Below are 24,485 nucleotides of genomic sequence, written 5' to 3' on the forward strand. Positions count from 1 at the left end.
GAGCTTTGACATGACCGACACGCCCGCCTCTCCGCCGCTCCCCGCGGCCTCCTATATCCATCTCGACGGGCCGGAGCCGCGCCTGTCCTTTCTCAAATGCAAATCCTGCGGCACGATGTTCCTCGAACCCGAACGACTCGCCTGCGCGCGCTGTGGGTCTCGCGGGGGCTTCGATGCGCATGAGCCGAAATATGAAGGTACGCTGCACAGCTACTCGATCGTCCATCGCAGCTTTCCGGGCACCGCCGTCCCGTTCATTTCGGCCGTCGTCGATATCGACGATGGCCCGTCGCTAAAGGGTAATCTGCGCGGCGTCCCTTTTGACGCGGACCGGATCGACGGTGCGATGCGCGTCCGGATCGTCTTCGACGATGCGCTCGGCCGCCGCGATGCCGACGGAAACGCCTATATCAGCCATTTTTTCGAGCCGCTTGCGGCCGACTGACGAAAGGTCAATTCAATGAGCGATGTCTATATCACCGGGATCGAAATGATCCCCTTCGGACGCTATCCGCATCGGACGCCCGCCTCGCTTGGCGCCGAAGCGGTTCTCGGCGCGCTCGACGATGCCGGGATCACCGTTCACGACGTCCAGACCGCCTATTGCGGCTGTGTCTTCCAGACGATGGTCGGCCAGAAGATTTTCCAGCAGATCGGTCAGACCGGAATCCCGGTTGCCAACGTGTCCAACGCCTGCGCCACCGGAGCCACGGCCGTCCGCGAGGCGTGGATGGCGGTACGGACGGGCGATTATGATATCGCATTGGCGGTCGGCGTCGAGCAGATGACCGGAATGGGCATGCTCGGTTCCGCGCGGCAGGCCTCGATCCCGATCGAGGGGCTGATGGGATCGACCTCGATGCCCGCGACCTTCGCGGAGGCCGGCCGCGAATATGCCGCCAAATATGGGACCAGCTTTGCGCAGTTCGCCAAGGTCTCGGTCAAGAACCACCATCATGCGACGATGAATCCGAAGGCCGTGCTGCGCAAGGAAACCCCGCTCGAGATGGTGATGGAAGCCGAGATGATCGCCTATCCCAACACCAAACTGATGTGCTCGATCAACGTCGACGGGGCGGCTGCCGTGATTTTGATGTCCGAAAAGAAGGTTCGCGAACTCGGCCTGATGGACCGCGCAATCCGGATCCGTGCGTCGGCGCTCGCGTCGGATCCCTGGCAACAGCGCAACCCGCAGATGCCCGATATCAATAGCGCAACGCAGATCGCTGCGCAGCGCGCTTATGAAATGGCCGGCATCGAGGCCAAGGATCTCGACCTTGTCGAACTGCACGACTGCTTCGCCACGGCCGAGTTGCTCCACTATGAAAATCTGCAGCTGTGCGGAGCGGGCGAAGCCAATGACATGATCGACAGCGGCGCCACCGCGCTCGGCGGGCGTATTCCCGTCAACGTCTCGGGCGGCCTCCTGTCCAAGGGACATCCGATCGGCGCGACCGGGGTCGCCAATCTCTATGAGCTAAGCCTGCATCTGCGGCGTCAGGCGGGCGAGCGGCAGGTCGAAGGCGCGCGGATGGGCCTCGCTCATGTCGTCGGGCTGGGAACCTGCTCTGCGGTCCATATTCTCGAAAAGGCGTAGGCGTCCGATCAATAGCCCACGAAGACCGCGGGACGCCGTTCGCGGCGCGCGGCCAGCGCCTCCCTGGCGTCCTGCGTCTTCGTGCAGCGGACCATTGCGGCAGCCTCGCGTTCGATCATCTCGTCGAACCCCGCGCCGAAGGCGGCCGCGATATTGCGCTTCATCAGGCGCAGCGTCACCGGCGGCATCGCGGCAAGCGCGTGCGCCATACACATTCCCTCAGCCAGCAGATCATCGGAGGGAACGATCCGATTGACCAGGCCCAGCTGTATCGCCCGGTCCATCTGGATCTTTTCACTCAGGAACAGCAGTTCGCTGGCGATGGCGGGCCCCACCAGCCGCGTCAGGAAATAGGTGCAACCGAAGTCGCCCGAAAGCGCGAGCCTGACATAAGCGGTGGTCATTATCGCATCGGCAGCGGCGATCCGCATGTCGCACGCAAGCGCAAGCGCAAGCCCCGCGCCCGCAGCAGCGCCATTGACGATGGCGAGCGTCGGTTTCGGCATCATGTGGAGCAATTTCACCGTCTCGGCATGGTGCACCATCGCGTCGACGCGCTGTTCCTGGCTTCGTGGTCCGGTCTCGCGGCGTCCGCCCGACTGGGTGTCGCCGCCGGCGCAAAAGGCGCGACCCGCCCCGGTCACGACCACGCATCCCACGCCATCGTCGCGCGCCGCATCGGCGACCGCGTAGTTCAGGGCATCGTGAAGTTCGCCGGTCAGCGCATTGAGACGGTCCGGCCGGTTGAGCTCCAGCACCGCAACGCGCCCTTCCCGTCTGATATTCAGCACCACCCCGGCTTTCCTCCCTCTGCTCTGTACACGCGACTAGACAGCAAAGTGGCGCGCAGCTTTAGTGCCTGTTCGACCACAGCGCTGCCCGGATTGGCATATTTGCCGGCGAACCGTCGCTGGACGGCTTGCCTCTGCCCCGATAGCGATAATGAAAGGTCATCACAAACCACACAGGCAGGAGGCCGATATGCCGATCCAATATCCCGCGGTGCTGCAAGAAAAGAGCTCGGGCGGACAAAAGTCCTGGAAGGCGACCGATGCCATTCTTTATGCGCTCGGTCTCGGCATGGCGTCGGATCCGCTCGATCGGAACGAATTGCCCTTTGTTCACGAAGTCGATCAGAAGGTGATGCCGACCCTCGCTGCCGTGCTGACCCGGGGGCTCGGCGTCACGGTGGCCCAGCTGGGTTTCGATTATCGGTATTCGGTGCACGGCGAGCAAGCGATCGTCTGGCACAGGCCGATCCCGCCCGAGGGCGAAATCACTGGCGAAGGCCATGTCGTCGCCATCTATGACAAGGGCGACAAGGGCGCGGTGTGCGTCACCGAAACCGCCCTGCGCGACAGCGCGACGGGCGAATTGCTGGCGACCGTGCGCGTGACCTCCTTTGCCCGCGCCGACGGCCACTGCGGCGCGCCGGGCGAAGGCGCACCCGACCCCCACAAGGTACCCGACCGCGCGCCCGACCTAAGCCTAACCTATCCGACCCGACCCGATCTCGCGCTAGTCTACCGGCTGAGCGGCGACATGAACCCGCTGCACATCGATCCCGACGCGGCGAAACGCGCGGGGTTTGATCGCCCAATCCTCCATGGGCTTTGCACCTATGGCATCGCTTGCCGCGCGGTGGTCGAGGCCTTCACCGGGTGGAGCCCCGAGCAGCTCGCGAGCCTTGCCGCGCGCTTTTCGGCACCCGTCTTCCCCGGCGATACGCTTGTCGTCGACCTGTGGCGTGACGGCGATATCATTTCCTTCGAAGCCCATGTTCCCGAACGCGGCGTAACGGTCCTCAAAAACGGGCGCGCCGAACTGCGCAGCGCATGAGTTTCGCCGAGCCGCCCGCCGCGACCGATCCAATGCTGCCGGCGGATATATTTGCCGGCCAGATCGCGCTGGTAACGGGCGGCGGCAGCGGAACCGGCCTGGCTATGGCCGAAGCCTTCGCGCGATGCGGGGCAACCGTCGCCATCGCCGGCCGCGACATCGACCGATTGACGCAGGTGGCCGGGCGATTGGGCGATGAAGGGCTCTCCGCCCTGCCCGTTGCCCTCAACGTGCGGCAGCCCGAAATGGTGCGCAACGCGTTCGAACGGATCGAACAGACGGCCGGCCCGGTATCGTTTCTCGCGAACAATGCGGGCGCGAACTTTCCGCTGCTCGCCGAACGCATCAGCCCGAATGCCTGGCATGCGGTCACCCGGATCGCGCTGGACGGGACATTTTTCTGCAGCCAGGAATTTTTTCGCCGGCTGGACGGCCGGCCCGGCGCGATCGTCAACAATCTGGCGAGCTATGTCTGGCTCGGCCTGCCGGGAGACGCGCATTCGGCCGCGGCGAAGGCGGGTCAGATGAACCTGACGCTGACGCTCGCGGCCGAGTGGGCGCGGCACGGCGTTCGTGTCAACGGCCTGGTGATCGGCAATTATCCGCATGCCGGCATTCCGGGTTTCGACCCCGGAACCGAAGGACCAAGAGCGAAAACCATCCCCGCACGGCGCCCATTGCGCGCGCAGGAAATCGGCCGCGCCGCGGCATTCCTGTGCTCGCCCTTTGCCCGCCACATCACGGGAACGAACCTGGTGCTCGACGGCGGCGACTGGTTGCGCCGCGATGTGCTGAAGCCCGAATTCGTCTCGCCCTATGAGCGCGAAAACCTGTGGATGGGATGACCATGACCGTATCCCGCGCCTATCCCGTCCCGGACGAAAGCTTTGCCGGAAAGGTGATCCTGCTGACCGACGGCGCCGATCCGGTTTCGCGCGGCCTGGCGGCGGCGTTTGCCGAGCTCGGCGGTGATGTCTTCGTCGCCGCCGAAGGTGAGCGCGCGAGCGCGAGCTTCAACCGGATCGGTCGTCCCGTCGACATATTGGTGAACTGTCACTGGCAGAAGACGCTCATACCAGCCGAGGAAATTCCGCTGGTGCAAGCGCAGCGCATGATGAGCCGCCTGTTCGACACGGCTTTCGATTATTCTACCGAGTTCGCGCGGCGCCGGCAACTCGCGCGGAGTGGTGGTTCGATCCTCATGCTGATCGAAGCTGCCGAACTTGGCCTGCCGGGTTCGTCGGTGACGGCCGCGGCATCGGCGGCGCTCCAGAATTTCGCGCGCAGCCTTGCAGTCGAATGGGCAGAGGATGCGATACGGTGCAACGTCATTGCGACCGGCATGATCGAAGGACGCGCAGACCCGGCTTTCGAACTGGCCAGGCAGCGCGGCATTGCCGCCGGCGACACAGTCCCGCTCGGACAGCTCGGGACAGTCGAGGATGTCGTCGCGGCGGCTCTCTACTTCTGCTCGGCCTATGGCGTCTATTTTTCCGGGACGACGGTGACGATCGACGGCGGGGAGAATCTGCGCCATTCGCTCGGCGGGCCGCCGTTCACGGCGCCGCGCAAGCGCATGCTCAGCCCCTAGGCTCGAGAAGCGCGCGGACTGCAGCGACAAAGCCGAGCGGCTGGTCGAGCATCAGATGGTGCCCGGCATCGGGAAGCGTCACAAAGCGTGTTCCGGGCGGTGCGACCGAACGCGTCGCTGCCATCACCTCGTCCGGAACCAGCGAAGAGCGGTCGCCCCACAGGAAATCGAGCGGACATCGCGCCGCCGCGATCACCTCGCCCGAGTGGCCGGTAAAAGGGACGCCGCGGCTGCGGTCGGCGTCGGGGTCGAAACACCAATGCCAGCGGCCGTCGCGCCGCTCCAGCGAACGCCGGGCGATGAAGGCCAGGAGATAATCATTGTCGCACCGCTGTTCGGGCCGCAAACGGAATCGCGCCGCGCCCTCATCGAGACTGACATAGCCCGGATTGTTCCACGGCTTCCGATTTTCGAATGCATCCTCGCGCGGCGGACGGGCGCCATTGTCGGCGACGATCAGCCGCTCGAAGCGCGCGCCATCAGGGCTTGCGGCCACTTTCAGTGCGATCGCGCTCCCGAAGGAGTGGGCCACGATCGACGGCCGTCCCGGGCCCTCGAATAACCCTGTCGCCTCGGCCCCGGCTAGCAGCTCGGCCAGATGCACTTCGGGCGGATAGTCCGTCCGCCATTCCGATCGCCCCATGCCCGACCAGGAAATGGCGCCGACGCGCCAGTCGGCAGCGAAAAAAGGCGCAATGAAACGCCACCATTCGGCATGACCACCATTGCCGTGCAGGAAGAGGAGTCCGGGCTTGCCCCGCTCGCCCCAGGTGAGCGTTTCGATCGCCACACCCAGCACTTCGCACGTGCCGCGTTCGGGCTCCATCGCGAGCGCGGATGCAAACCAGTCGGGACCCTCGATATCGAGAACGGGACTATCGGGATATGCGAGCAATGCCTCGGCCGATCTTCATGCTACCAGGGCATGTTGCAGAGCGAGGTCTACCGATCTGTCGACAGGCTTCGCAAGGGGGAGCTGCTGCACCGCGAATTCCGCCGCGACGCGCTCCGCCGTCTGCCAGAAATGATCGAGCAGACCCCGCGCGGGTTCCTCGCGGCGCACCAATGCATATTTCGCGACCGGTACGTCGCCCTCGATATCGAGATGGACGAAATCCGCGAGTGCGCCCTGCTCGCTGTGCGGCCAGCCGACCGTCAGCACCGGCAACGCCCGGTCGCGTGCGTAGAATGGAACCGCGGTTTCGCCCTCACTGACGATCATCGGGTGCGCGCCGGCTTCGAAAAAGGGTTTGTAGAGCATGTCCCATCGCTCGGGATTGAGCTTGGGGTTGGTGACCGGAATCTCGCGGCCCGCGAGCGCGCTCATCGGCACCTTGCCGAGGCCGGCGAGCGGATCGCCCGGCGGGACCAGCAGGCTCACGGGGCTCGAATAGAGAATCAGCGTTTCCAGCCCGGGAAATTCGCAGGGCTGCCCGACAAGCGCGACGTCGATCAGCCGTTTCTGCAATTTCGATATCAGCCGCGCGCTGTAATTGCTGACGATATCGATCGTCACGCGCGGGTGTCGGGCCTGAAAGGTCTCGATCGCGAGCTTCCGCGCGGGAACCCAGAAGGTATAGGGATTGACGCCAAGGACGAGCGTCTGACTGTGCATGCGCATCAGGTCGCGCGAAGACTGGCGGCATTGCTCGGCGGCTTCCGCAAGCTCGTGCGCCGAGGCGAAAAGCGCCTCGCCCTCGTCGGTCAGGCTGACCCGCCGCGTGCTTCGCACGAAAAGGGGAAAGCCCATCTGGGCCTCGAGCTGCTGAATCTGCCGCGACAGCCAGGGCTGGTCGACGTTGAGACGCCGCGCGGCCTTGCTGAACGACATTTCCTCGGCAACGACCGAGAAGCGGATCAAACGATCGAGATTGGACATCCGTTCACCTCTCCACATGATTCCCTGTTATCGGGTCCTCTATTTGTGACGGTCTTACACAAAACTCAACCTCCGTTCAATCGCAGAAGCGTATCCTATGCGAGATTGGAGTGCAGCGATGTGATATTCGTCTTTGTGAAGTTGCGAGGATATGCGGCAAGATCGCGGCAAAACCGGGAGTGAGAGACGAATGGCCTATAAAACTATATTGCTGGATATCGCCGATCATATTGCGACGATTACTCTCAATCGTCCCGAGGCATACAACAGCTTCACACGCGACATGACGAACGAATTCGTCGAGATCTGGAAGCGCCTGCGAGAGGATGAAGACGTACGCGTCATTGTGCTCCGCGCTGCGCCCAGCCCCGCATTTTGCACCGGGGCCGACACCAAGGGTGGCCCTGACGTCACGCCCTACCGCACGCCCGAGTCGCGGCTCAAGCCCTGGTCGCTCGACGATCCCGCCGAATCGCTGGGCGCCAAGAGCAACAGGGTATGGAAGCCGCTGATCGTCGCGGTGTCCGGAATGTGCGCCGGCGGCGCCTTTTACTTTCTCAACGAAGCCGACATCATCATTTGCAGCGAGGAATCGACCTTCTTCGATCCACACGTCAATTTCGGCATGGTCTCAGCCTGCGAACCGGTCGGAGCCATGGCGCGTATGCCTCTCTCAGAGGTCCAGCGCATGGTACTCCTCGGCAATCATGAACGCATCAGCGCCGAGACCGCGCTTCGCATCAGCCTCGTTACCGAAGTGCTCCCGGCCGACCAGCTCTGGGAGCGCGCGCGCTACCTTGCTTCGCTGATCGCCGAAAAACATCCGGTCGCGATCGAGGGATCGGTTCGCGCGATGTGGGAAGCGCTCAGCCTTCCGCACCGCGAAGCGATGGAAAATGCGTTGAAATATACCCAGATCGGGAACCCCATTTCGACGGCAACCGTCGACCGCAAAACGGCTCCGAAGGCGAAATGGTGGCTACGCTGACCCGACGTTCCGCGTGCGCCCTCAGCCTCCGCTGAAATTCGGCGACCGCTTTTCGAGAAGTGCCGCAACGCCCTCCTTATGATCTTTCGTGAGGTGGCTTACAGACTGCATCACCGCGGCGAGTTCGAGCGCGGTGTCATAGGTGATCGTCTGCCCCTGACGCAGCATCGACTTCGTCATGCGCAGCGCATGCGGCGGCATTGCAGCAATCCTTTCGGCCAGAGCCATCGTTTCGTCCATCAACGCTTCGTGCGGAACGACCCGGCTGACAAGGCCCCACTGGCACGCCGTCTCGGCATCGATCGTGTCGCCCGTAAAGAAAAGCTCGGCGGCGCGGCTCATACCGATCGTCCGCGGCAAGAGCCAGGTTCCGCCGTCGCCGGGGACGAGGCCAAGCTTGAGGAAGGTCACGCCATATTTGGCCCTGTCGGAAGAAAGGCGGACATCGGCCATGCAGGCGACGTCGCAACCGAGCCCGATCGCGGGTCCGTTGACCGCGGCGATCAACGGCATGTCGAGCCCGAAGAGTGCGCGCGCCGCGCGATGGATGTTGCTGCGATACCCTTCACGAATCTGGACGCCGCCGCCCGCAAAATTGCCGGTCCCGTCGCGCATCGCCTTCACATCGCCGCCCGCCGAGAAGCATTTGCCGCTGCCGGTCAGAATGGCGCAGCGCACCGAGGGATCGGCGTTAATTTCGGAGCAAGCCGCCGCGATCGCGTCGCCGTCACCGGGCGCACCCAGCGCGTTCATCGTTTCGGGGCGGTCGAGGATCAGCACAGCGATCGCGCCATGCCTTTCGGTCTTGATGATCGACATGAGAGTCTCCTTTTGCTACCCGACGGGAAAGTCAGCTGCGATGGGTTTCATATTCCCCGGCGGCGAAAGCGGCGTCGATGCCGGCCATCGCCATATGCGAGGCTTCCAGATCCAGTATCGCGTCGAGGTTCGCGCTTTCGGCGGCGTTGAGCGCCTCCTTTGCGTAGCGATAGGCGCGCGCCGATCCGTCGGCGAAGGACCTCGCCAGCGTCTCGACCGTTTCCGCCAGTGCATCGTCGTCGACGACCTGATCGACGATCCCGAATTCCGCTGCCGCGTCCGCGTCGAAACGCTCGCTCATCAGATAGAGGCGCCGCGCCCTGCCCGCCCCGAGGATACGCGACCAGAACCAGATTCCGCCCATGTCGCCCGGCAACCCGACCTTGACGAACGCCGAGGTCAGCACCGCCGACCGCGCCGCGATGCGAATGTCGCAGGCACCCGCAAGGCTCAGCCCGGCGCCGGCGCATGCGCCGTTGATCATCGCGATCACCGGCTTGCCCATCGTGTGAAGGCCATGCGCGATCCGCGCATGGCGGCGCAAATAATCGATCCGGCGCTCGATCCACGCGCCCGCCGAAGCGGCGGCGGGATCGGGCGATCCGGCCTTGAGGTCGCGGCCCGCGCAAAAGGCCTTCCCCGCGCCCGTCAGAACGACACAGCGAACGTCGCGGTCGGCCGCGACGCCCTCGACGATCGGTCCCAGCGCCTCGTAGAGATCGGGCGTGACCGCGTTGAGCCGGTCGGGCCGGTTGAGGATGATCCGGCAGACGCCGTCCACCGTTTGCGCGGTCACGGGCGATTCACTCGTCTGGGACAGGGTCATCGGCTCTTCCATCTCCGGGTTTCGCCATCGCCATAGCCTAGACCCTCCTTCATCAGCCATGTGAGGTCGCCCTCCCGTCCGGCGATGTTCCCCTATGAATTCCGCCCCCGCTCTGTGCTCAATTGCGCCGCTGCCTGCGCCGGATTCCCGGCGGAAGGGACAGCGACCGAATTTATCCAGGGAGCGATTGTGTCGGTTCTATTTGACGAAGCGCAGCTTCAAATCGCCGATGAGGCACAACGGCTGCTGACCGCGCATTATTCGGGCGAGCGACTCAAGACCTACCTGCTCGAACGCGGCACCTTCGACCGCGAGCTCTGGGCGCTGTTTGGCGCACAGGGCTGGACGGCGATCTGCTACCCCGAGGCTTTCGGCGGCCTCGATCTCGGGCTTCTCGAACTGGGCCTGATTGCCGAAGCGTGCGGCGCAGCGGTAACCGGGGTTGCAGCGCTCACCTCCTCTTTTGCGCTGGGCCAGGCTTTGATGCACTTCGGTACCGATGAGCAGCAGAGCCACTGGCTGCCCCGGCTGTCCGCGGGCAGCGCCATTGGCGCCATCGCCTTCGCCGAGGGACAGGACATGCTTCCGGGTGCGCCGACGCTGCGCATCGAGGGCGGCCGGCTGTCGGGGATGAAACCGGCTGTCACCGCAGGCGGGATCGCCGACGCCGTCATCGTCCTCGCGCAAAGCGAAAACGGACCTGTCCTCGCACTGGTCGATCTGGCGCAGCCCGGAGTTACCCGCTCGCTGCTCGACACCTTCGACAACAGCCGCTGCACCGCCGACCTGACCTTCGACGATGTCGAAGCGCGGGAACTTCCCGGCGCGACCGATGCGCTGGCCGGCGCCCGCGAGATATTGCGCCTGCAGGCGGTCATCGTCAGCTTCGAACAGGTCGGCGGGGCGCAGAAGATGCTTACGACCGCACGCGACTACGCCCTGACCCGCCGCGCGTTTGGCCAGCCCATCGGCGCGTTCCAGTCGGTAAAGCATCGCATCGCCGAAGATTATGTCCTCGTCGAACTGGCGCGCGCCAACGCGATTCACGCAGCGTCGCGGGCCGGACAATCCGATTTCGGCCTTTATGCCGCCGCCGCGCGGATCTCGGCAACCGAGGCCTATGACGGCGTGTCGCGCGACGCGGTGCAGGTCCATGGCGGCATCGGCGTCACGTGGGAAGCGGACCTCCACCTTCACCAGCGGCGCGCGCGCACCCTCTCCGTCGAAACCGGACCGCTTGTCTTCTGGGAAGACGATGTGATCACTCAACTGCAAGGAACCGCGCAATGACCGACCTCACCGCCTACAGGAACGCCGCGCGGGCGTGGATCGAGAGCAGGGTTGCCGAGTTCGGCCGCGATGCGCGGCGAGGCCTGTCGCCCGCCGAAGATCTCGAGCTTGGCCGGCGCTACCTCAGGGCCAAGTATGAAGCCGGCTACAGTGGCATATCCTGGCCGAAGGAGAATGGCGGCCAGGGGCTCAGCCCCACCGAAAAGCTGACGTTCGACCGCGAAGAGATCCTTCACGGTTTTCCGACCGAATATTTTAGCATCAGCCTTGGCATGCCGGTTCCGATCATGCTGCGTTATCTTCCCGACGGCTGGAAGCAAGAGCGCGCGATCGCGGCGCTGCGGGGCGACGAAATCTGGTGCCAGCTCTTTTCCGAGCCCGCCGCGGGATCCGACCTTGCCGCACTCCGCACGCGCGCGATCCAGGACCCCGATACGGGCGATTGGGTGCTCAACGGCCAAAAGCTCTGGACGAGCTGGGCGCATCTTGCCGATTATGGCGTGATCGTCGCGCGCTCCGATCCGGGCGTCGCAAAGCATCGCGGCCTCACCTATTTCTGGGTCGATATGAAAGCACCGGGCGTCACCGTCCGGCCGGTGACGCTTGCCGCCGGCGACGCCCATGTGAATGAAGTCTATTTCGATGACGTCCGCATACCCGATGCCCAGCGGCTTGGCCCCGTTGGCGGCGGCTTTGGTGTCGCAATGGAAACCCTCATTATCGAACGCTATTCGGCGACCGATCCGGCCGCGAACGGCCCGTCGATCGCGCGGGCAATCGCCGATGCGACACGCATGACGCGCGATGGCCGCGCGCTGATCGAAGATGGCCGCGTTCGCGAACGCATCGCGCGCAACTTCGCCACCCAGGCCGCGCTCGCAGCGATTCACCGCCGCGCCCTTCTCTCGCTGGAAGCCGGCACGCAGCCGGGTTCGGAAGGCGCGATTCACAAGCTGGTGTCGGTCCGCAACCGCCAGCGCCTGTCCGAATTCATGATCGATATCCAGGGCGTTTCGGGGGTGCAGTGGAACGAACAGGCGACCCGGAAGGACGACTGGGCGACCTCGTGGCTCACGGCGCCAACCGGCCGCATTGCCGGCGGCGCCGACGAAATGCTGCTCAACACGATCGCCGAGCGTATCCTTGGGTTGCCGCAGGATCACCGGCCCGACAAGGGCGTGCCCTTCAACGAAATTCCCGGCTGACCATCTGAACAGCCCGGATCAAGAAAGGCCGCGCCGTTTACAGCACGGCCTTTTTTAAGCGATCGGCTGGGCCTCCACGCCCGGTAATTCCGGATCCCGGCGCCGCCCGTAAAGCATTCGCGAGGCGATCGCGAGAAAGAGAACCACGGGAATGAACACCAGCAGCCCGGTCGCCAGCGCGTAGCGGATCATGACGCCGCCGCCGTAGAAGTCGGACAGCATTCCGACCATCACCGGCCCGAGACCAAAACCGATCAGCACACTGGTAAACTGCACGATCGAAGTCATCGTTCCGCGCATATGCGGGGGCGTTTCATTGAGGAGGGTCGAATATGCGGGAGGCGGATAACCGCTGCGCAGAAACTCGCCGAGGCCATAACCGACCACTGCGATCGCGAGCACGGGCGAGAAGAGCATCATATAGCCGGAGAACAGCGCCACGATCGCCGAGATCCACACGAGCCGCAAAGGCCATGCCGGGTTACGCATGAGCAGCGTGTCGCCGAGCTTGCCATAGACCGCGGGTGCGACGACGCCGCCAAGCCCCCCGAAAATCCCGATCAGCAGTCCGACCTCCGATAGCGAAAGGCCATGGACGCGCACGAAGAAGGAAGCGGCCCACGACCCCAGCGAGATGCTGATCAGTCCGAGCAGCGAACAACCGGAGATCAGAAAGATCAGCGCGGGCTTGTGCCAGATGAACCGCAGCACATCGACGAAGCGCGCCTTTGCTACCGGCGCGATAGTGCCGTCGGCGCCAGGCTCTTCCATCTCGCCGCGGCGCGGTTCCTCGACCGTGAAAAAGAGCAGCAGCGCAGCGAAAATACCGGGCGCCCCAGCGACGAACAGCGCGGTCCGCCAGCCATGATGGTCGGCCAAATAGCCGCCCGCCGCCGACGCGACGACGGCGCCGAGATTGGCGCTGACGTAGAACATCCCGATCGCAAGCCCGCGGCCGCGCGCGGGGAACATGTCCATCAGCATCGGCAGCGCGGCGGGCGCCGCCCCGGCCTCGGCCGCGCCGACGCCGGTGCGCGTAATCACGAGGTGCCAGAAATCGCGCGCGAATCCGCCGAGCGCGGTGCAGATACTCCAGATGAAAACAATGGCTGCGAGGAAGTTGCGGCGATGCACCCTGTCGCTGAAATAACCCATCGGCAGCACGAAGGCCGCGAGCGCGAGGCCGTAGGCGACCCCCGTGAACAAACCAAGCTGGGCGTCGGACAGGCCGAATTCCGCACGGATTGGCTCGGTCAGGATCGACGGCATCGACCGATCGACCGCATGGCACATATAGATCAGCATGAGGACGCCGACTGCGTACCAGCGGTACGCGGGACTCCGTGCATAGCGGCTGGGGGTCAACTCGTCGCCGGTTTGCATATTGCTCCCATCTTTTATCATCAATCGCGTACGATCAGCAGCGCCGAACCGAAGACGCCGCCACCAGCGCTGCACACCGCAACTTTCGCGTCAGCAACTTGGCGATCGCCCGCCTCACCGCGCAACTGGCGCACGGCTTCGACCAGATGGTTGAACGCATGAAGCCGCCCTTCGGATAGTTGCCCGCCATTGGTGTTGAGCGGGAGGAGGCCGTCGAGCGCGATATTTTGCCCGCCTTCGAGGAACGCGCCGGTCTCGCCCGGCTTGGTGATACCGAGAGCCTCGAGCCACAGGACGGTGAGCCAACTGAAGCCGTCATAGAGATGCGCGCTTGTCAGATCGTCGGGGGTCAGGTCGGTACGCGACCAGAGCATCTTGGCCGCATCGTTCATTGCCATGTTGGGAAAGTCGTGACGCTGGAACCAGGAGAAATGTTCGTGGAGGGCGGTACCCACCGCTTCGAAACGCACTGTCGGGCGCGAAGAAGCGGGAACCGCATCGGCACGCGAGATGACGACCGCAGCGGCACCGTCGATCGGGACGTCGCAGTCGAAGATACAGAAGGGCGTCGTGATCATGCGCGCAGCCCGATAGTCGTCGAGCGTGATCGGCTCGCGATAAACAGCGTTCGGATTGAGGGCCGCGTTCTTGCGCTGGTTGATCGGGATCATCGCCATCTGTTCGCGCGACAGACCGGTCTGTCGCATATGCAGATCGGCGTGCAGTGCGATCCAGGTGGCGGCAGACGGCGCAAAATAGGGTGTAGTCCACTGGTTGAAACCCTCAGGCGTCGGGAGGTTTCCGTCCGCGAATGCGCTGCCGTACATCGGCACCCACCGTTCGCCCTCGGCGCGGTAGCACAGCACATGGTTGCAATAGCCTGCTGCGATTGCGCCGATCGCATTGGCGATGCTTGCAAACTGTCCAGGCCCCATCCCCGCCTCGAACCAATTGAGCTTCAGCCCCAACGAGTTCTTGATATCGACGGGGCTGGCGGCCGAAGATCCATGCCCGACATGGACTGCAGCGTGCGGCCAGCAGGCAATGCCATCGATATCGCCGATTTCGAGACCGGCGTCTGCGATGGCATTGCGGCAAGCATCCACAGCAAGGTTGAACGGATAGACCTGCGGCTTGCGGTACATCTTCGACATGCCGGTGCCGGAAATCACGCACGATTTCTCGAAATAGCTTGTCATGCCGCCTCGGCCGGTCGGAACAGCGGAACGAAGATATCGTCATGCTGCTCGAAATGGACCGTGACTCGCATTCCCGGCTTTATCGCTTCGACCGGCTCACCGAACATATTGGTCAACAGCCGAACAGGACCTTTTTCCTCGAGTTCGATCAGCGCGACGACGTAGGGCACCGGCACATGTGGAAACCAGGGCTGATGGTTGATTGTCGAGGACAAGATTCTGCCGCGTCCCGATACCGGCTCAGGCGCGACATTGGCCGAATGGCATTCGCTACAGAAGGACTGGTAGGGATGAAAATAGAGATCGCAGTCGCCGCAATGCATGATGTGCAGACGACCGTCGGCGCCGCCACGCCAGAAATAGCCGTTCATTTCGTTGATCGCCGGCAGCGGCCGAGCGAGCGGAGCGGATTTGATTGTCACTGCGGCCCTCGTTCCCTTTTTATGTTCTGAGTCGACGCCGGATAGCCTGCTCTGACGCCGCTGCTCGCAAGGCATAAGGCAATCGCCGAGGCCGCAACAATGTCTCCGTTATCCGAAGTCGGTCAAGACCGACATCAATCGAGTGCTTGATTCGAATGGGCGTATGGGCCCGGCCTTTGGCTCGATCACCCTGGACACCCTCAATCGGGCGCGTCTGTCGGTTGGGGCCTAAATCGCTTCCGCGCTTGCGTTTAGCCCCGATTCGAGCCCGATTTCAGCGCGTTTCGAACGCGCGGGAAACGGCTGAATGATCGTTCCGAAAATAAACCGCGATCCCGCCGAGCGCCAGGCGATTATGTAGGAATCTTGTTCCGACTCGTAAATTGCCTCAAAGTCGCTGATCGTCTCTTTTCTTCGAAGGACGGAGATAGGACGGCGTAAATCGTGCGAGAACGCCCGGTAAGACAGGGCGTACGCCATCGCACGCTTCTGCGTTGGCTAAGCGAAAATTTGCCCCTCTACGCTACCGCGAGGGATGCGTGGCCGCGATCGCGGCTGCGGGATTATCTTTGCACGCGGGCCCGCAAGTCCCGGCAGTTCCGATCCGGCTCTCAAGATCGTCATCATCTTCAGGACCGACCGACTTGTCCAGTGAGGCGCGGCAATCGTCGAGCGCGAGCAGCGCCGCGCCCAATGCGCCTGCAATCTGCGGTCTTTCCGGCAACAAGAGCGGCATGCCGAGTACCTTCTCGATATGATGCACTGCGGCCGGATTCTTCGCGACGCCTCCCGTCATTGCCACAGGTCCGTTCTTGCCGACGCGGCTGACGAGACCCAGCGTTCGATTGGCAATCGCGGAATGGACGGCGGCTAGGACATCGGGCTTTCCGTGACCTTCCGCGAGCAGCGAGATGACCTCGGTTTCGGCGAAGGTCGCGCACATGCTCGAGATCTTGAGCTCCTGTTCTGCCTCAAGTGCGAGCCCGCCCATAAGGTCGAGTTCGATCTCCATCGCACGCGCCAGCACTTCCAGAAATTTGCCTGTCCCGGCCGCGCACCGATCGTTCATCGCGAACTGGACCACCAGGCCGTTGGCGTCGACCGCGATGACCTTGCTGTCCTGTCCGCCGATATCGATGACGAGCCGAGCTTCGGGCACCATCGCGACCGCACCGCGGGCATGGCAAGTGATCTCGGTATAATTTTTCTCGGCAATATCGAGCATGCGTCGGCCGTAACCGGTGCTCACGGTGCGGACCATGTCGGCCTGCGTGAGCCCCGCCTCGGCGAGGGCGTCGGCAACCGATGCGGCAACACCCTGACCGCTCACCGCCCCCATATGCGCGACATTGGAAGCGACGATCTTCCCGTCGATATCGAGAATTACCGTCTTGGCGGTTGTCGATCCGAAATCGATCCCCATCACAAAGGCGTTCATCTCTTACTTCTCCATTCGGCGAGCCGGTGCAGCATCGAATGGCCGGCGGCCCTTACGCAGCACGCGTTCGCGCTGGGGTCATGTCGCATTCGTACCTGCCCCGCACAGCCTTATAGCACTAATAAACGAACCTCATCAACTATCATCTCCTGGCGAGGCTTGCCCAGCGGATGTCGCCCTGTCGCACAGGTTCGACGCGGCCAGCCTATTTCCATGAAGCCGCCCACTCCAAAAAAGATTTGCAAGCTTTTCCCAGTTTTTCTCCAAATACCGGCCCGGCAAATCCCGGTCGCACAGACAACGAATAAATCCGCCATTGACGACTAATGAGTTTTACTCAACAATGAGTCGCGAGAGGACGGAAGCAGCAATGGACGATAGAGCGGGCGCCAAACCCTTTTCTGAATGCGGTGTTTTGATCGCCGGCGGCACGTCGGGCGTGGGGTTGGCCTCGGCCATCGGCTTCGCGCGCGAAGGCGTACGCGGCATCGTCCTGCTTGGCCGCGACGCCGAGCGCGGCACGAAAGCCGTCGCCGCCGTTCTGGCGGCCGTGCCAGATGCCAGCGTGGACTTCATCAGCGCCGACGCCTGCGACATCGTCGACATTTCCCGCGCCGCCGATGAGGCGCGGGCGAAGCTCGGTTCGATCGACATTCTCCTCAATTCCACCGCCAGCAATTATGCGCCCGACCTTCTGATGCGGACGCCGATCGAGGACATCTCGGGTATTTTCGATCGGCTCGTGCTTCCCCCGGTCTATCTGACGCGCGTGGTGCTCCCATGGATGCGCGAACAGAAGAGCGGTTCGATCATCAACATGGCGTCGGACGCGGCAAAAACCGCCACACCGGGCGAGACGATCGCCGGTGCCGGCATGGCGGCAATCGTCATGTTCTCGCGTACGCTGGCGATGGAGGCCAAACGCGACGGGATCCGCGTGAATGTCCTCACGCCCTCGCTGATCGCGGGAACCCCTACGGCCGATCTCGTCACGAGCGGCGGCTTCAGCGCGAAGCTGTTCGAGAAGGCCGCAGCGATGGCGCATCTCGGTGTCGCGGTGCCCGAAGACCTCGCCGACATGGTCGTCTTCCTCGGCGGGCCCCAGTCGGCGCGGCTCACGGGTCAGGCGATCAGCATCAACGGAGGCATATCGGCGGCATGACGCCCCTCACTCAATCGGCCCTGGCAACGGATCATGGCGAACGGGACTGCAACTCCGTCGCCCGGAGAAGAAAATGAACGGCGCAGACAAAATCAATCTCATCCTCGGCGAACTCGCCGGGGTTGCCAGCGACCCGCATGGCTATGCCGCCGCGTGGAAACAGGAAACCGGGCGAAAGGTGATCGGGGTCTTCCCGATGAACTTCCCGTCCGAGCTCGTCCACGCCGCGGGCGCGCTTCCGCTCGTCGTCCAGGAAGATGAGGCGCCGATCACGCTCGGGCGCAGCCTGCTCTATGAATTCTACTGCGGCTACACGCGGAGCATCGTCGACCAGGCGGCAACCCGGAAGTTCGACGTCTACGACGCCTTCTATCTCGTCGATCATTGCGTCGCGCTGCTCGGCGCCGCCGACGCGCTGCGCTTCGAGATTCCCGACAAACCGGTCTTCCTCGCGCAATATACGGCCTCGATGGACGAGGCGTGGACGCCTGCCGAGATCCGGAAGCGGGTCGAGGACCTGCGCGGGGCGCTCGCGGAATATTGCGATGCCGCCCTTTCGGATGACGAGATCGCGGCCAGCATTGCGGCCTATAACCGCAACCGCGACATGCTGCGGCAGATTTATGCGCTGCGCCGCTCGGGCAAGATTGCGCTCACCGGCCGCCAGATGCAGATATTGGTGAAATCGAGCATGATCATGGAGGTCGGGGCGCATAACCAACGTCTCGATGCGCTCCTGCCCCTGCTCGAGACGGGCCTGCCGGCACCGGCCAACCTCGTGAAACTGCATCTCTCGGGCCATTTCTGCCATGCGCCGCGGCCCGAGCTTCTCGACATGATCGAGGATTGCGGCACGGTCATCGTCGACGACGATCTCTTCACGGGCTTCCGCTTCATCGCGACCGACGTTCGGGCCGATAGCGACCCGATCGCAGCGCTCACGCGCTGGTATTTCGATCGCAACACACATGTCCCCTGCTCGACGCGTTCGCAAATGACGGTCGACTGGGAGGAGTATCTCACCCGCTCGGTCCATGCGAGCGGCGCCGAGGGCGTGATCATCCTGCTCGCGAAATTCTGCGAGCCGCACATGCTCTATTATCCCGAGCTGCGCAAAGAGCTGATGCGCAGCGAAATCCCTCACCTGCTGATCGAGACCGAGCATGAAGGCCTTGCGCTCGAGATGCTGCGGACACGGGTCGAGGCGCTTCTCGAGACGATACGCCTCAGAAAATTGCAGCCCGTCCTGGCCTGACCGGCTCGAACCCGAAGGAATGATCTGATGTCGCTGATTACGGAAAACGTCCAGCCGAAGCTGGTGATCCCGCAAAAGGGTGCGCCCGCCAATCGTCTCGTCAGCACGCGAAGCGGCGGCAAGATGGTGAAGGACTATTGGGACCGGCTCTTTTCCGCACGCGAGCGCGGTGCCACCGTCGTCTGGTATAATGGCGCGGCGCTCAATCCCATTTTCCAGGCCGCCGGGATCGAATGGTGCCATGGCGAGGCTTTTGGCGCGCGCCTTGCCGCGATGCATCTCGAAGGTCCGGCGCAGCGGATGGGCGAGGAATATGGCTATAATCAGGAGCTTTGCTCCTATGCGCGCACGACGCTCGGATGCGCGGTGCTGACGCAAAAGGAAGCCGCCAAATATGTGAATGCGGGCGATGGCGCCGATGTGCCCGATATTCCGAACCAGGAGGTATTGGCGAGCAAGCTGCCGCCGCCCGATCTCTTCGTGAACGCCTATGCGGGCTGCAGCACCGGCCAGCAGTGGGACGAGATCTCGTACCGCCTGTTCAACAAGGAGCTGCCCTTCTTCAAGGTCTCCTATCCGCTTCTCTGGGGCAACAAGGCGGACGCCGGCTATCTGCGCGGCGAGGAATGGATGGAGGCGTCGCGCTATGTGGCGGCGCAGATCCACAAGCTCATCGAATTTCTTGAGTTTCACACCGGGCGTCCGTTCGACTGGGACGCCCTTCGCGAGTCGATGCACTATATCAAAAAGGCGGCGCAGCTCCGGCTCGACGCGCTTGCGCTGTGCAAGGCGACGCCGACCCCGGCCGTGTTCTGGGACTGGGTCGCCAGCATCGCCCCGATCAATTTCCTGCCCGGGAACCAGGACCTCGTCGACTATTTCGCCGGGGTGAAGGCCGAGATCGAACAACGCGTGGTCGACGGCGTCGCATCACTGCCGGGCGAGCGCTATCGCCTCGCCTTCGACGGCATCATGAACTGGAACAAGGTCGGCTGGCTCGCCAACCAGTTCGCCGACCATGATGCCGCGGTGATCTGCGGGCGCTATACGCACAGCAGCTTCTGGAACGAGCCGCACCTGATCGACGAGAACGATCCCATCCTCGGCATGGCGCAGCATTATCTTCTCTGCCCGTTCAACCACAGCACCAAGACGCTCGGCGAACTCCTGCTGCGCGACTGCGAGACCTATGGCATCGACGGGGTTGTCTTCCACGCCACCCGAACCTGCCGTTCTGCCTCGAACGGACAGATGGTGATGGCGAAGATGGCGCAGGCGCGCGGCATCCAGACGATGGTCCTCGAAGGCGATGTCGCTGACGCATCCTTCTACAAGGACGAGATATTGATGAGCCGCCTCGAGGCGATGCTCGAGACGATCGACGTCCGTCGCCGCAACTTCTGAAGCGGCCGCCTGAGCAGACGAGCTCCCAAGAGGGGCGTCGGTGGAAACACCGGCGCCCCGACCTTTTTTATCCTGGCTGATCCGGCTTGTCCGTCCGGCGCACGACGTCGACCGGCACGTTCGACATCAGCGGCTGGCCCGAATAGCGGTCCCATATCTCGTCGTTCGAGATGAGACGCGTCGTGTTGCTGCCGAGAACGCGATAGTCGTCGTCCTGCTCGGGCAGCGCACCAAAACCGAAACTCATCGACACCGTACCCGGCCGCAACGCCTCATCGCCATGCGCGATTCCCGCAATGGCGCCGCGATCGGATATGACATCGACGCTCTGGCCCTCCTCGAGCCCCAGCTCCGCCATGTCGGCGGGGTGGAGAAAGACCGGGTTATAAGGCCGCGCCGAAGGCGGCAGCGCGCCAACGAAGCTGCTGTTGTAAACATGCATCATGCGCCGGCACAGCAGGCTGAACCCGCGCGCCGGCTTCGTGCCAGAGGCAGCGTCCGCTTTCAGGTCGGCGATCATGTCGGGTGCCGCGAGATCGAAGCGGTGTTGCTCGCCCTCGCCTTCGCCGACGAAGACGGGATCGCCCGGGAAGATCGCGCCGCCCTCAAATTTGCGAACCTCGTCTAGCGCGACGCGCGAGCCTTCGCAGAGCTGCGCCAGCACCGCGTCGGTGCTCGGCTTCGCCTCCATGTCGACCGGGCGCGCCGGCATGCCCGCCAGTCCCGGCGCTACCGAGAGGCCGAGCCCCATCGCGCGCGCGAGCTCGTAGAAGAATTCCCATTCCTCGACGAGGTCGGAGCCCAGCGGCGGGTCGAGCAGCGCGGGCGAATATTGCGCATAGAGATCGGACTGGCCGTAGCCGGTTCCGTTGCGCGTCAGCCAGTCGAGAACCTGCGAGGTCCCGGGGACCTCGAGCCAGATCCGCGGCGCGATGACAAAATCCGCGACCCGCGCGGTGGCCGACATCCAGGGATCAATCTGGACGAGGAGGTCAAGCGCGTCCATTGCGCGCAGCGTCTTCGCCTGGTCGGGCCAGGCGCCGACCGGGTTGCCGCCGCAGCTGATGAGCGCGCGGACCGGCATCTTGCCTTCGCTAAGGATGAGGTCGGGCAAGGCGGCGGTCGGCATGCCCGCCGCCGTATTGCCGAGTTCGCGGACGCCGAGATCGGGGCCGAACGCATAGGCCGGACCGAATGGTCGCACCTGCGCGCGGGCGGGAACCGGCGCGGCGAGCGCGCCCGGATGACGCACCCGGTCGCCCGCGCGCAGCCAATATCCGCACAGGGTGTGGAGATTGAGGAGCAGATATTCGATCAGGGTGCCGCGCCCCGACATATTGGGACCGGTGCCTGCCATGATGTAGCCGCGCCGCGTACCGCCGAGGATCCGTGCCGCCTTGACGAGCGCATCGGGATCGATGTCGGCGCGCGCGGCGACCGAAGCGACGTCGAAAGAAGATACCGCTTCGGTGAGGTCGCCCAGCCCCTGCGCGTGACTCGCGATGAACTCCCGATCGAACAGATTCTCCGCGATGACGATCCGGATCATCGCGGCGATGATCGCGATATCCTCGCCCGCTTTCGCCTGAAGATGGATATGCGCGCGCTTCGCGACATCGCTGCGCCGCGGGTCGAGAACGATCAGGCGCGCTCCCGCGTCGAGGCGCTCGTTCAGCCATTTGCCGGGATTGCCATAGGGAAAGCCCGTGAAGCTGATCAGCGGGTTCGAGCCGATCAGGAAAATCACCTCCGGATCGTCGAACCCGACCGCGGGGGCATCCCAGTCGCCGTGCAGCGCCTGCGCGATCTTCTTGCCGGGCTTGTCGATCGTGCCGGGACTGAACGCCATGGGGCTGCCGAGCGCCGCCATGAACCCGCCGAAGAAGGGCATGGTCGCGGCCGATGCCGCGAAATAGGTGCCGAGATAGCCGGCGATCGCTTCCCTGCCGTGGCGCGCGGCGATCGCCTCGAGGCGCGCTGCGATCTCACCGATCGCGTCGCGCGAACCGATCGGCTCGAAACTCCCGTCGGGCTTGCGGCGAAAACTGTGCCGAAGCCGGCGGGGATCGGCGAGCAGCCTGCCCTGCTCGCGGCCCTTCACGCAGGTAAAGCCGCGGTAGACAGGATTATCCTTGTCGCCGCCCACCTTGACCGCGACGCCGTCCTCGACTTCGACCTTCAGCGCGCAGCCGTTGAGGCAGAGCCGGCAGAAGCTGTGGTGCAGCGTCAAGTGACGGTTTCCGCCTGCGCCTCCGCCGTACCGGGTTCGACACGCGCCGAGAAGGCGAAGCCTTGGAGCACGGTGGACAGACGCGCGCGCAGCGCCGCGTCGGCCTCTGCGATGCGCACGACGACGTCAGGCCGCGCCTTGCCGGTGACGATCTCTATGCCCGCAATCTCGCCATCATAATGGGCGCCGAGCGCCGCACCGACCGCGCGGCGGATCGCAAGTTCGCGCAGCGCCGGCTTGAAGATCTTGCCGACGGGCGTGAGCGGCAGGCCCGGCAGCACAACAACGGCAACGGGGCATGCGGCGCGTTCGGGGATGGCGGTGCGGCAATATTGGACCAGCTCGGCTTCGTCGACGACAGCGCCCGGCGCGGCCTCGACGAACGCGAGCGGAAGCTCGCCCTTCTCGCGGTCGGGGAGCCCGACCGCAGCGGCGAGGAGAATGTCGGGCCGCCGCACCAGCGCCTCCTCGATCAGCGCGGGGTCGATATTATGCCCGCCGCGGATGATCACATCCTTGGCGCGGCCGTCGATCCAGACGAACTGGTCCGCGCCGACACGGCCGAGATCGCCCGAAGAGCCCCATGAGCGGCCGCCCGGGCCGCCCTCGACGAAGAATTGCCGGTCGGCGGCAGCTTCGACATAACCCAGCGCGAGGCACGGACCCGAGCCGATGATGACCCCCTGCTCGCCCGGCGCCATTTCGCGGACGAAGCGATTGCCCTCGTCGACTTCGACCGCCTTGATATCATGCCAGGGCGTGCGCACGCCGACCGAGCCGATGAGCGGGGGCATGGCGTTCGGCATGCAACCAAGGAAGCCGTGAAACTCGGTCGCGCCCCAGACTTCGCGCAGCTCGATCCCGAAGCGCTCGGGAAAGGCGCGTCCGAGCTCGAGCGGGATCGTGCTGCCGCCGGAGCTAAAGGTCCGGATCGGATGGCCTTCATGGTCGGCGCCCGGGCTCGCATGAAGCGCGGCCGCCGTGGTCGGCGTCGCGATTAGCGAGGTGATCCCGTGCATTTTGACGATCGGCCAGAAGTTGCCGACGACCCCGCGGTCGCGAAAGCCCGCGGGACTGAGCAGCACGACCGTCTGGCCGAGCACCGCGGCGCGCAGCGCAAGCATGAGCATGCCGCCGACGTGGAACAGCGGCATGCCCAGTCCGATGACCTCATCTTCCTCGGCGCCCATCACCGCGCCCGCGATCCAGCCGCTCAGCGCCATCCCGCCCTGGGTGAGGCGCGCGAGCTTGGGAACCGCGGTGGTGCCGCCGGTGGGCAGATACATGGCCTCCGAGTCCCACGTCCCTTCAGGCGTGAAATCGAGCGCATCACCGTTGCGACTCTCGATTGTGCCGGAAAAGTCGGACGCGGGATCGTCGCCGCCGACTAGGAAGACATGATCGAGCCCCGGGACCGCCGCGACGATCTCGGCGAGATGGTCGGCGGCGCTCGGACCGTGCGCGGTCGTTGTCACGAGCGCGGTGGCGCCGACGGCCTTCAGGATCGAGATGACGAGCGCGGGCTCGAGATGCGGATTGATCGGGTTGACGACGCCGGCCGCGGTCGCGCCCCAAGCGGCCACCAGCGCCTCGGGGACGATGGGAAGCATGAGGGCGACGACGCTTCGCCGATCGCCGGCAAGATGGTGAAACAGATTGGCCGCCGCGGTCGATTGGCGAAGATAGTCGCCATAGGTCAATGCCGCATCCACGTCGCCCGAGCCGCCGGGCGCTAGCGCGACGATCGCGGTCTTGGCAGGGTCGATCCGGGCCGCCGCGGCGAGACAATCATAAACGGTCTCGCCGGCGAGAACCGACCGCGCGGGCACCGACTCGATGGCCTCGACATCCGCGATTCCCTCGATCCGGCCGCGCATGAAGGGCGAGCCCGGCCCGGCTCCGGCAACCCAGCCCCGGCTTTCCCGTCCCGTCGAACCCATTTCACTCTCCCGAATCGT

At 64.2% G+C, this 24,485-nt stretch carries 23 protein-coding genes; 11 read left to right on the forward strand and 12 right to left on the reverse strand.

Features of this window, described 5'->3' with window-relative positions; genetic code table 11:
• Window positions 1-10 precede the first annotated feature (10 nt).
• Window positions 11-445 (forward strand): Zn-ribbon domain-containing OB-fold protein, encoded by a 435-nt coding sequence (locus LH19_RS25970; RefSeq protein WP_054734885.1) that lies wholly within the window; start codon window positions 11-13, stop codon window positions 443-445.
• Between the two features lie 15 nt (window positions 446-460).
• On the forward strand, window positions 461-1,597 hold the full coding sequence (locus tag LH19_RS25975) for a thiolase family protein (RefSeq protein WP_054734888.1): 1,137 nt from the start codon (window positions 461-463) through the stop codon (window positions 1,595-1,597).
• Window positions 1,598-1,605: 8 nt separating this feature from the next.
• On the opposite strand, the gene LH19_RS25980 is transcribed toward LH19_RS25975, so the two are convergent.
• Window positions 1,606-2,391 carry an enoyl-CoA hydratase/isomerase family protein gene (locus LH19_RS25980; protein ID WP_082396418.1) on the reverse strand — a complete coding sequence of 262 codons (786 nt, stop codon included), beginning with the start codon at window positions 2,389-2,391 and terminating at the stop codon, window positions 1,606-1,608.
• A 187-nt stretch (window positions 2,392-2,578) separates the two neighbouring features.
• Between LH19_RS25980 and LH19_RS25985 the strand changes: the two genes are divergently transcribed.
• Genes LH19_RS25985 through LH19_RS25995 form a run of 3 tightly spaced genes read left to right on the forward strand, consistent with a single transcriptional unit; the run spans window position 2,579 to window position 5,027 of the window.
• Window positions 2,579-3,436 carry a MaoC family dehydratase gene (locus tag LH19_RS25985; RefSeq protein WP_054734896.1) on the forward strand — a complete coding sequence of 286 codons (858 nt, stop codon included), beginning with the start codon at window positions 2,579-2,581 and terminating at the stop codon, window positions 3,434-3,436.
• A complete protein-coding gene (locus LH19_RS25990) occupies window positions 3,433-4,281 on the forward strand; it encodes an SDR family oxidoreductase (protein ID WP_054734899.1) in 849 nt (282 codons plus the stop codon). The genes LH19_RS25985 and LH19_RS25990 overlap by 4 nt, the downstream gene beginning before the upstream one ends.
• A 2-nt stretch (window positions 4,282-4,283) precedes the next feature.
• Window positions 4,284-5,027, forward strand: a complete 744-nt coding sequence (locus tag LH19_RS25995) for an SDR family oxidoreductase (RefSeq protein ID WP_054734901.1) — start codon at window positions 4,284-4,286, stop codon at window positions 5,025-5,027.
• On the opposite strand, the gene LH19_RS26000 is transcribed toward LH19_RS25995, so the two are convergent.
• Both LH19_RS26000 and LH19_RS26005 read right to left on the reverse strand, forming a co-directional pair.
• A complete protein-coding gene (locus LH19_RS26000; RefSeq protein ID WP_054734903.1) occupies window positions 5,017-5,922 on the reverse strand; it encodes an alpha/beta fold hydrolase in 906 nt (301 codons plus the stop codon). The two genes, LH19_RS25995 and LH19_RS26000, sit on opposite strands and share 11 nt — an antisense overlap.
• A 15-nt stretch (window positions 5,923-5,937) precedes the next feature.
• Window positions 5,938-6,906, reverse strand: coding sequence for a LysR family transcriptional regulator (locus tag LH19_RS26005; RefSeq protein WP_054734906.1), 969 nt, complete (start codon window positions 6,904-6,906; stop codon window positions 5,938-5,940).
• Between the two features lie 190 nt (window positions 6,907-7,096).
• Here LH19_RS26005 and LH19_RS26010 point away from each other — a divergent pair, with 190 nt between their 5' ends.
• Window positions 7,097-7,894 carry an enoyl-CoA hydratase/isomerase family protein gene (locus LH19_RS26010; RefSeq protein WP_054734910.1) on the forward strand — a complete coding sequence of 266 codons (798 nt, stop codon included), beginning with the start codon at window positions 7,097-7,099 and terminating at the stop codon, window positions 7,892-7,894.
• Between the two features lie 21 nt (window positions 7,895-7,915).
• Here LH19_RS26010 and LH19_RS26015 read toward each other — a convergent pair whose 3' ends face one another.
• Complete coding sequence (locus LH19_RS26015; RefSeq protein WP_054734913.1) at window positions 7,916-8,713, reverse strand: crotonase/enoyl-CoA hydratase family protein; 798 nt, start codon at window positions 8,711-8,713, stop codon at window positions 7,916-7,918.
• A 31-nt stretch (window positions 8,714-8,744) separates the two neighbouring features.
• Window positions 8,745-9,539 (reverse strand): enoyl-CoA hydratase/isomerase family protein, encoded by a 795-nt coding sequence (locus tag LH19_RS26020; protein ID WP_158514506.1) that lies wholly within the window; start codon window positions 9,537-9,539, stop codon window positions 8,745-8,747.
• Window positions 9,540-9,728: 189 nt separating this feature from the next.
• Here LH19_RS26020 and LH19_RS26025 point away from each other — a divergent pair, with 189 nt between their 5' ends.
• Complete coding sequence (locus tag LH19_RS26025) at window positions 9,729-10,829, forward strand: acyl-CoA dehydrogenase family protein (protein ID WP_054735425.1); 1,101 nt, start codon at window positions 9,729-9,731, stop codon at window positions 10,827-10,829.
• On the forward strand, window positions 10,826-12,034 hold the full coding sequence (locus LH19_RS26030) for an acyl-CoA dehydrogenase family protein (protein WP_054734920.1): 1,209 nt from the start codon (window positions 10,826-10,828) through the stop codon (window positions 12,032-12,034). Before LH19_RS26025 ends, LH19_RS26030 begins: the two co-directional genes overlap by 4 nt.
• A gap of 54 nt (window positions 12,035-12,088) precedes the next feature.
• On the opposite strand, the gene LH19_RS26035 is transcribed toward LH19_RS26030, so the two are convergent.
• From LH19_RS26035 to LH19_RS26055, 5 genes are all read right to left on the reverse strand, one after another.
• Window positions 12,089-13,417, reverse strand: a complete 1,329-nt coding sequence (locus LH19_RS26035) for an MFS transporter (protein ID WP_158514507.1) — start codon at window positions 13,415-13,417, stop codon at window positions 12,089-12,091.
• 20 nt (window positions 13,418-13,437) lie between these two features.
• Window positions 13,438-14,616, reverse strand: a complete 1,179-nt coding sequence (locus tag LH19_RS26040; RefSeq protein WP_054734925.1) for a thiolase family protein — start codon at window positions 14,614-14,616, stop codon at window positions 13,438-13,440.
• Window positions 14,613-14,987 carry a Zn-ribbon domain-containing OB-fold protein gene (locus LH19_RS26045; RefSeq protein ID WP_145923683.1) on the reverse strand — a complete coding sequence of 125 codons (375 nt, stop codon included), beginning with the start codon at window positions 14,985-14,987 and terminating at the stop codon, window positions 14,613-14,615. Before LH19_RS26045 ends, LH19_RS26040 begins: the two co-directional genes overlap by 4 nt.
• Window positions 14,988-15,266: 279 nt before the next feature.
• Window positions 15,267-15,518 (reverse strand): hypothetical protein, encoded by a 252-nt coding sequence (locus LH19_RS26050; RefSeq protein WP_054734931.1) that lies wholly within the window; start codon window positions 15,516-15,518, stop codon window positions 15,267-15,269.
• A 43-nt stretch (window positions 15,519-15,561) separates the two neighbouring features.
• A complete protein-coding gene (locus LH19_RS26055) occupies window positions 15,562-16,476 on the reverse strand; it encodes an acyl-CoA dehydratase activase (protein WP_082396423.1) in 915 nt (304 codons plus the stop codon).
• 370 nt (window positions 16,477-16,846) lie between these two features.
• Between LH19_RS26055 and LH19_RS26060 the strand changes: the two genes are divergently transcribed.
• From LH19_RS26060 to LH19_RS26070, 3 genes are all read left to right on the forward strand, one after another.
• Window positions 16,847-17,638, forward strand: a complete 792-nt coding sequence (locus LH19_RS26060; RefSeq protein ID WP_054734935.1) for an SDR family NAD(P)-dependent oxidoreductase — start codon at window positions 16,847-16,849, stop codon at window positions 17,636-17,638.
• Between the two features lie 73 nt (window positions 17,639-17,711).
• On the forward strand, window positions 17,712-18,893 hold the full coding sequence (locus LH19_RS26065; RefSeq protein ID WP_054734937.1) for a 2-hydroxyacyl-CoA dehydratase subunit D: 1,182 nt from the start codon (window positions 17,712-17,714) through the stop codon (window positions 18,891-18,893).
• Between the two features lie 27 nt (window positions 18,894-18,920).
• Window positions 18,921-20,297: a 2-hydroxyacyl-CoA dehydratase subunit D gene (locus LH19_RS26070; RefSeq protein WP_082396424.1), complete on the forward strand. Its 1,377-nt coding sequence runs from the start codon at window positions 18,921-18,923 to the stop codon at window positions 20,295-20,297.
• 67 nt (window positions 20,298-20,364) lie between these two features.
• On the opposite strand, the gene LH19_RS26075 is transcribed toward LH19_RS26070, so the two are convergent.
• Both LH19_RS26075 and LH19_RS26080 read right to left on the reverse strand, forming a co-directional pair.
• Complete coding sequence (locus LH19_RS26075; protein ID WP_054734942.1) at window positions 20,365-22,527, reverse strand: molybdopterin-containing oxidoreductase family protein; 2,163 nt, start codon at window positions 22,525-22,527, stop codon at window positions 20,365-20,367.
• Window positions 22,524-24,467, reverse strand: coding sequence for an AMP-binding protein (locus LH19_RS26080; RefSeq protein ID WP_054734945.1), 1,944 nt, complete (start codon window positions 24,465-24,467; stop codon window positions 22,524-22,526). Before LH19_RS26080 ends, LH19_RS26075 begins: the two co-directional genes overlap by 4 nt.
• Between the last annotated feature and the right edge of the window lie 18 nt (window positions 24,468-24,485).

The sequence above is a fragment of the Sphingopyxis macrogoltabida genome, assembly GCF_001314325.1.
Classification (GTDB): Bacteria; Pseudomonadota; Alphaproteobacteria; order Sphingomonadales; family Sphingomonadaceae; genus Sphingopyxis; species Sphingopyxis macrogoltabida.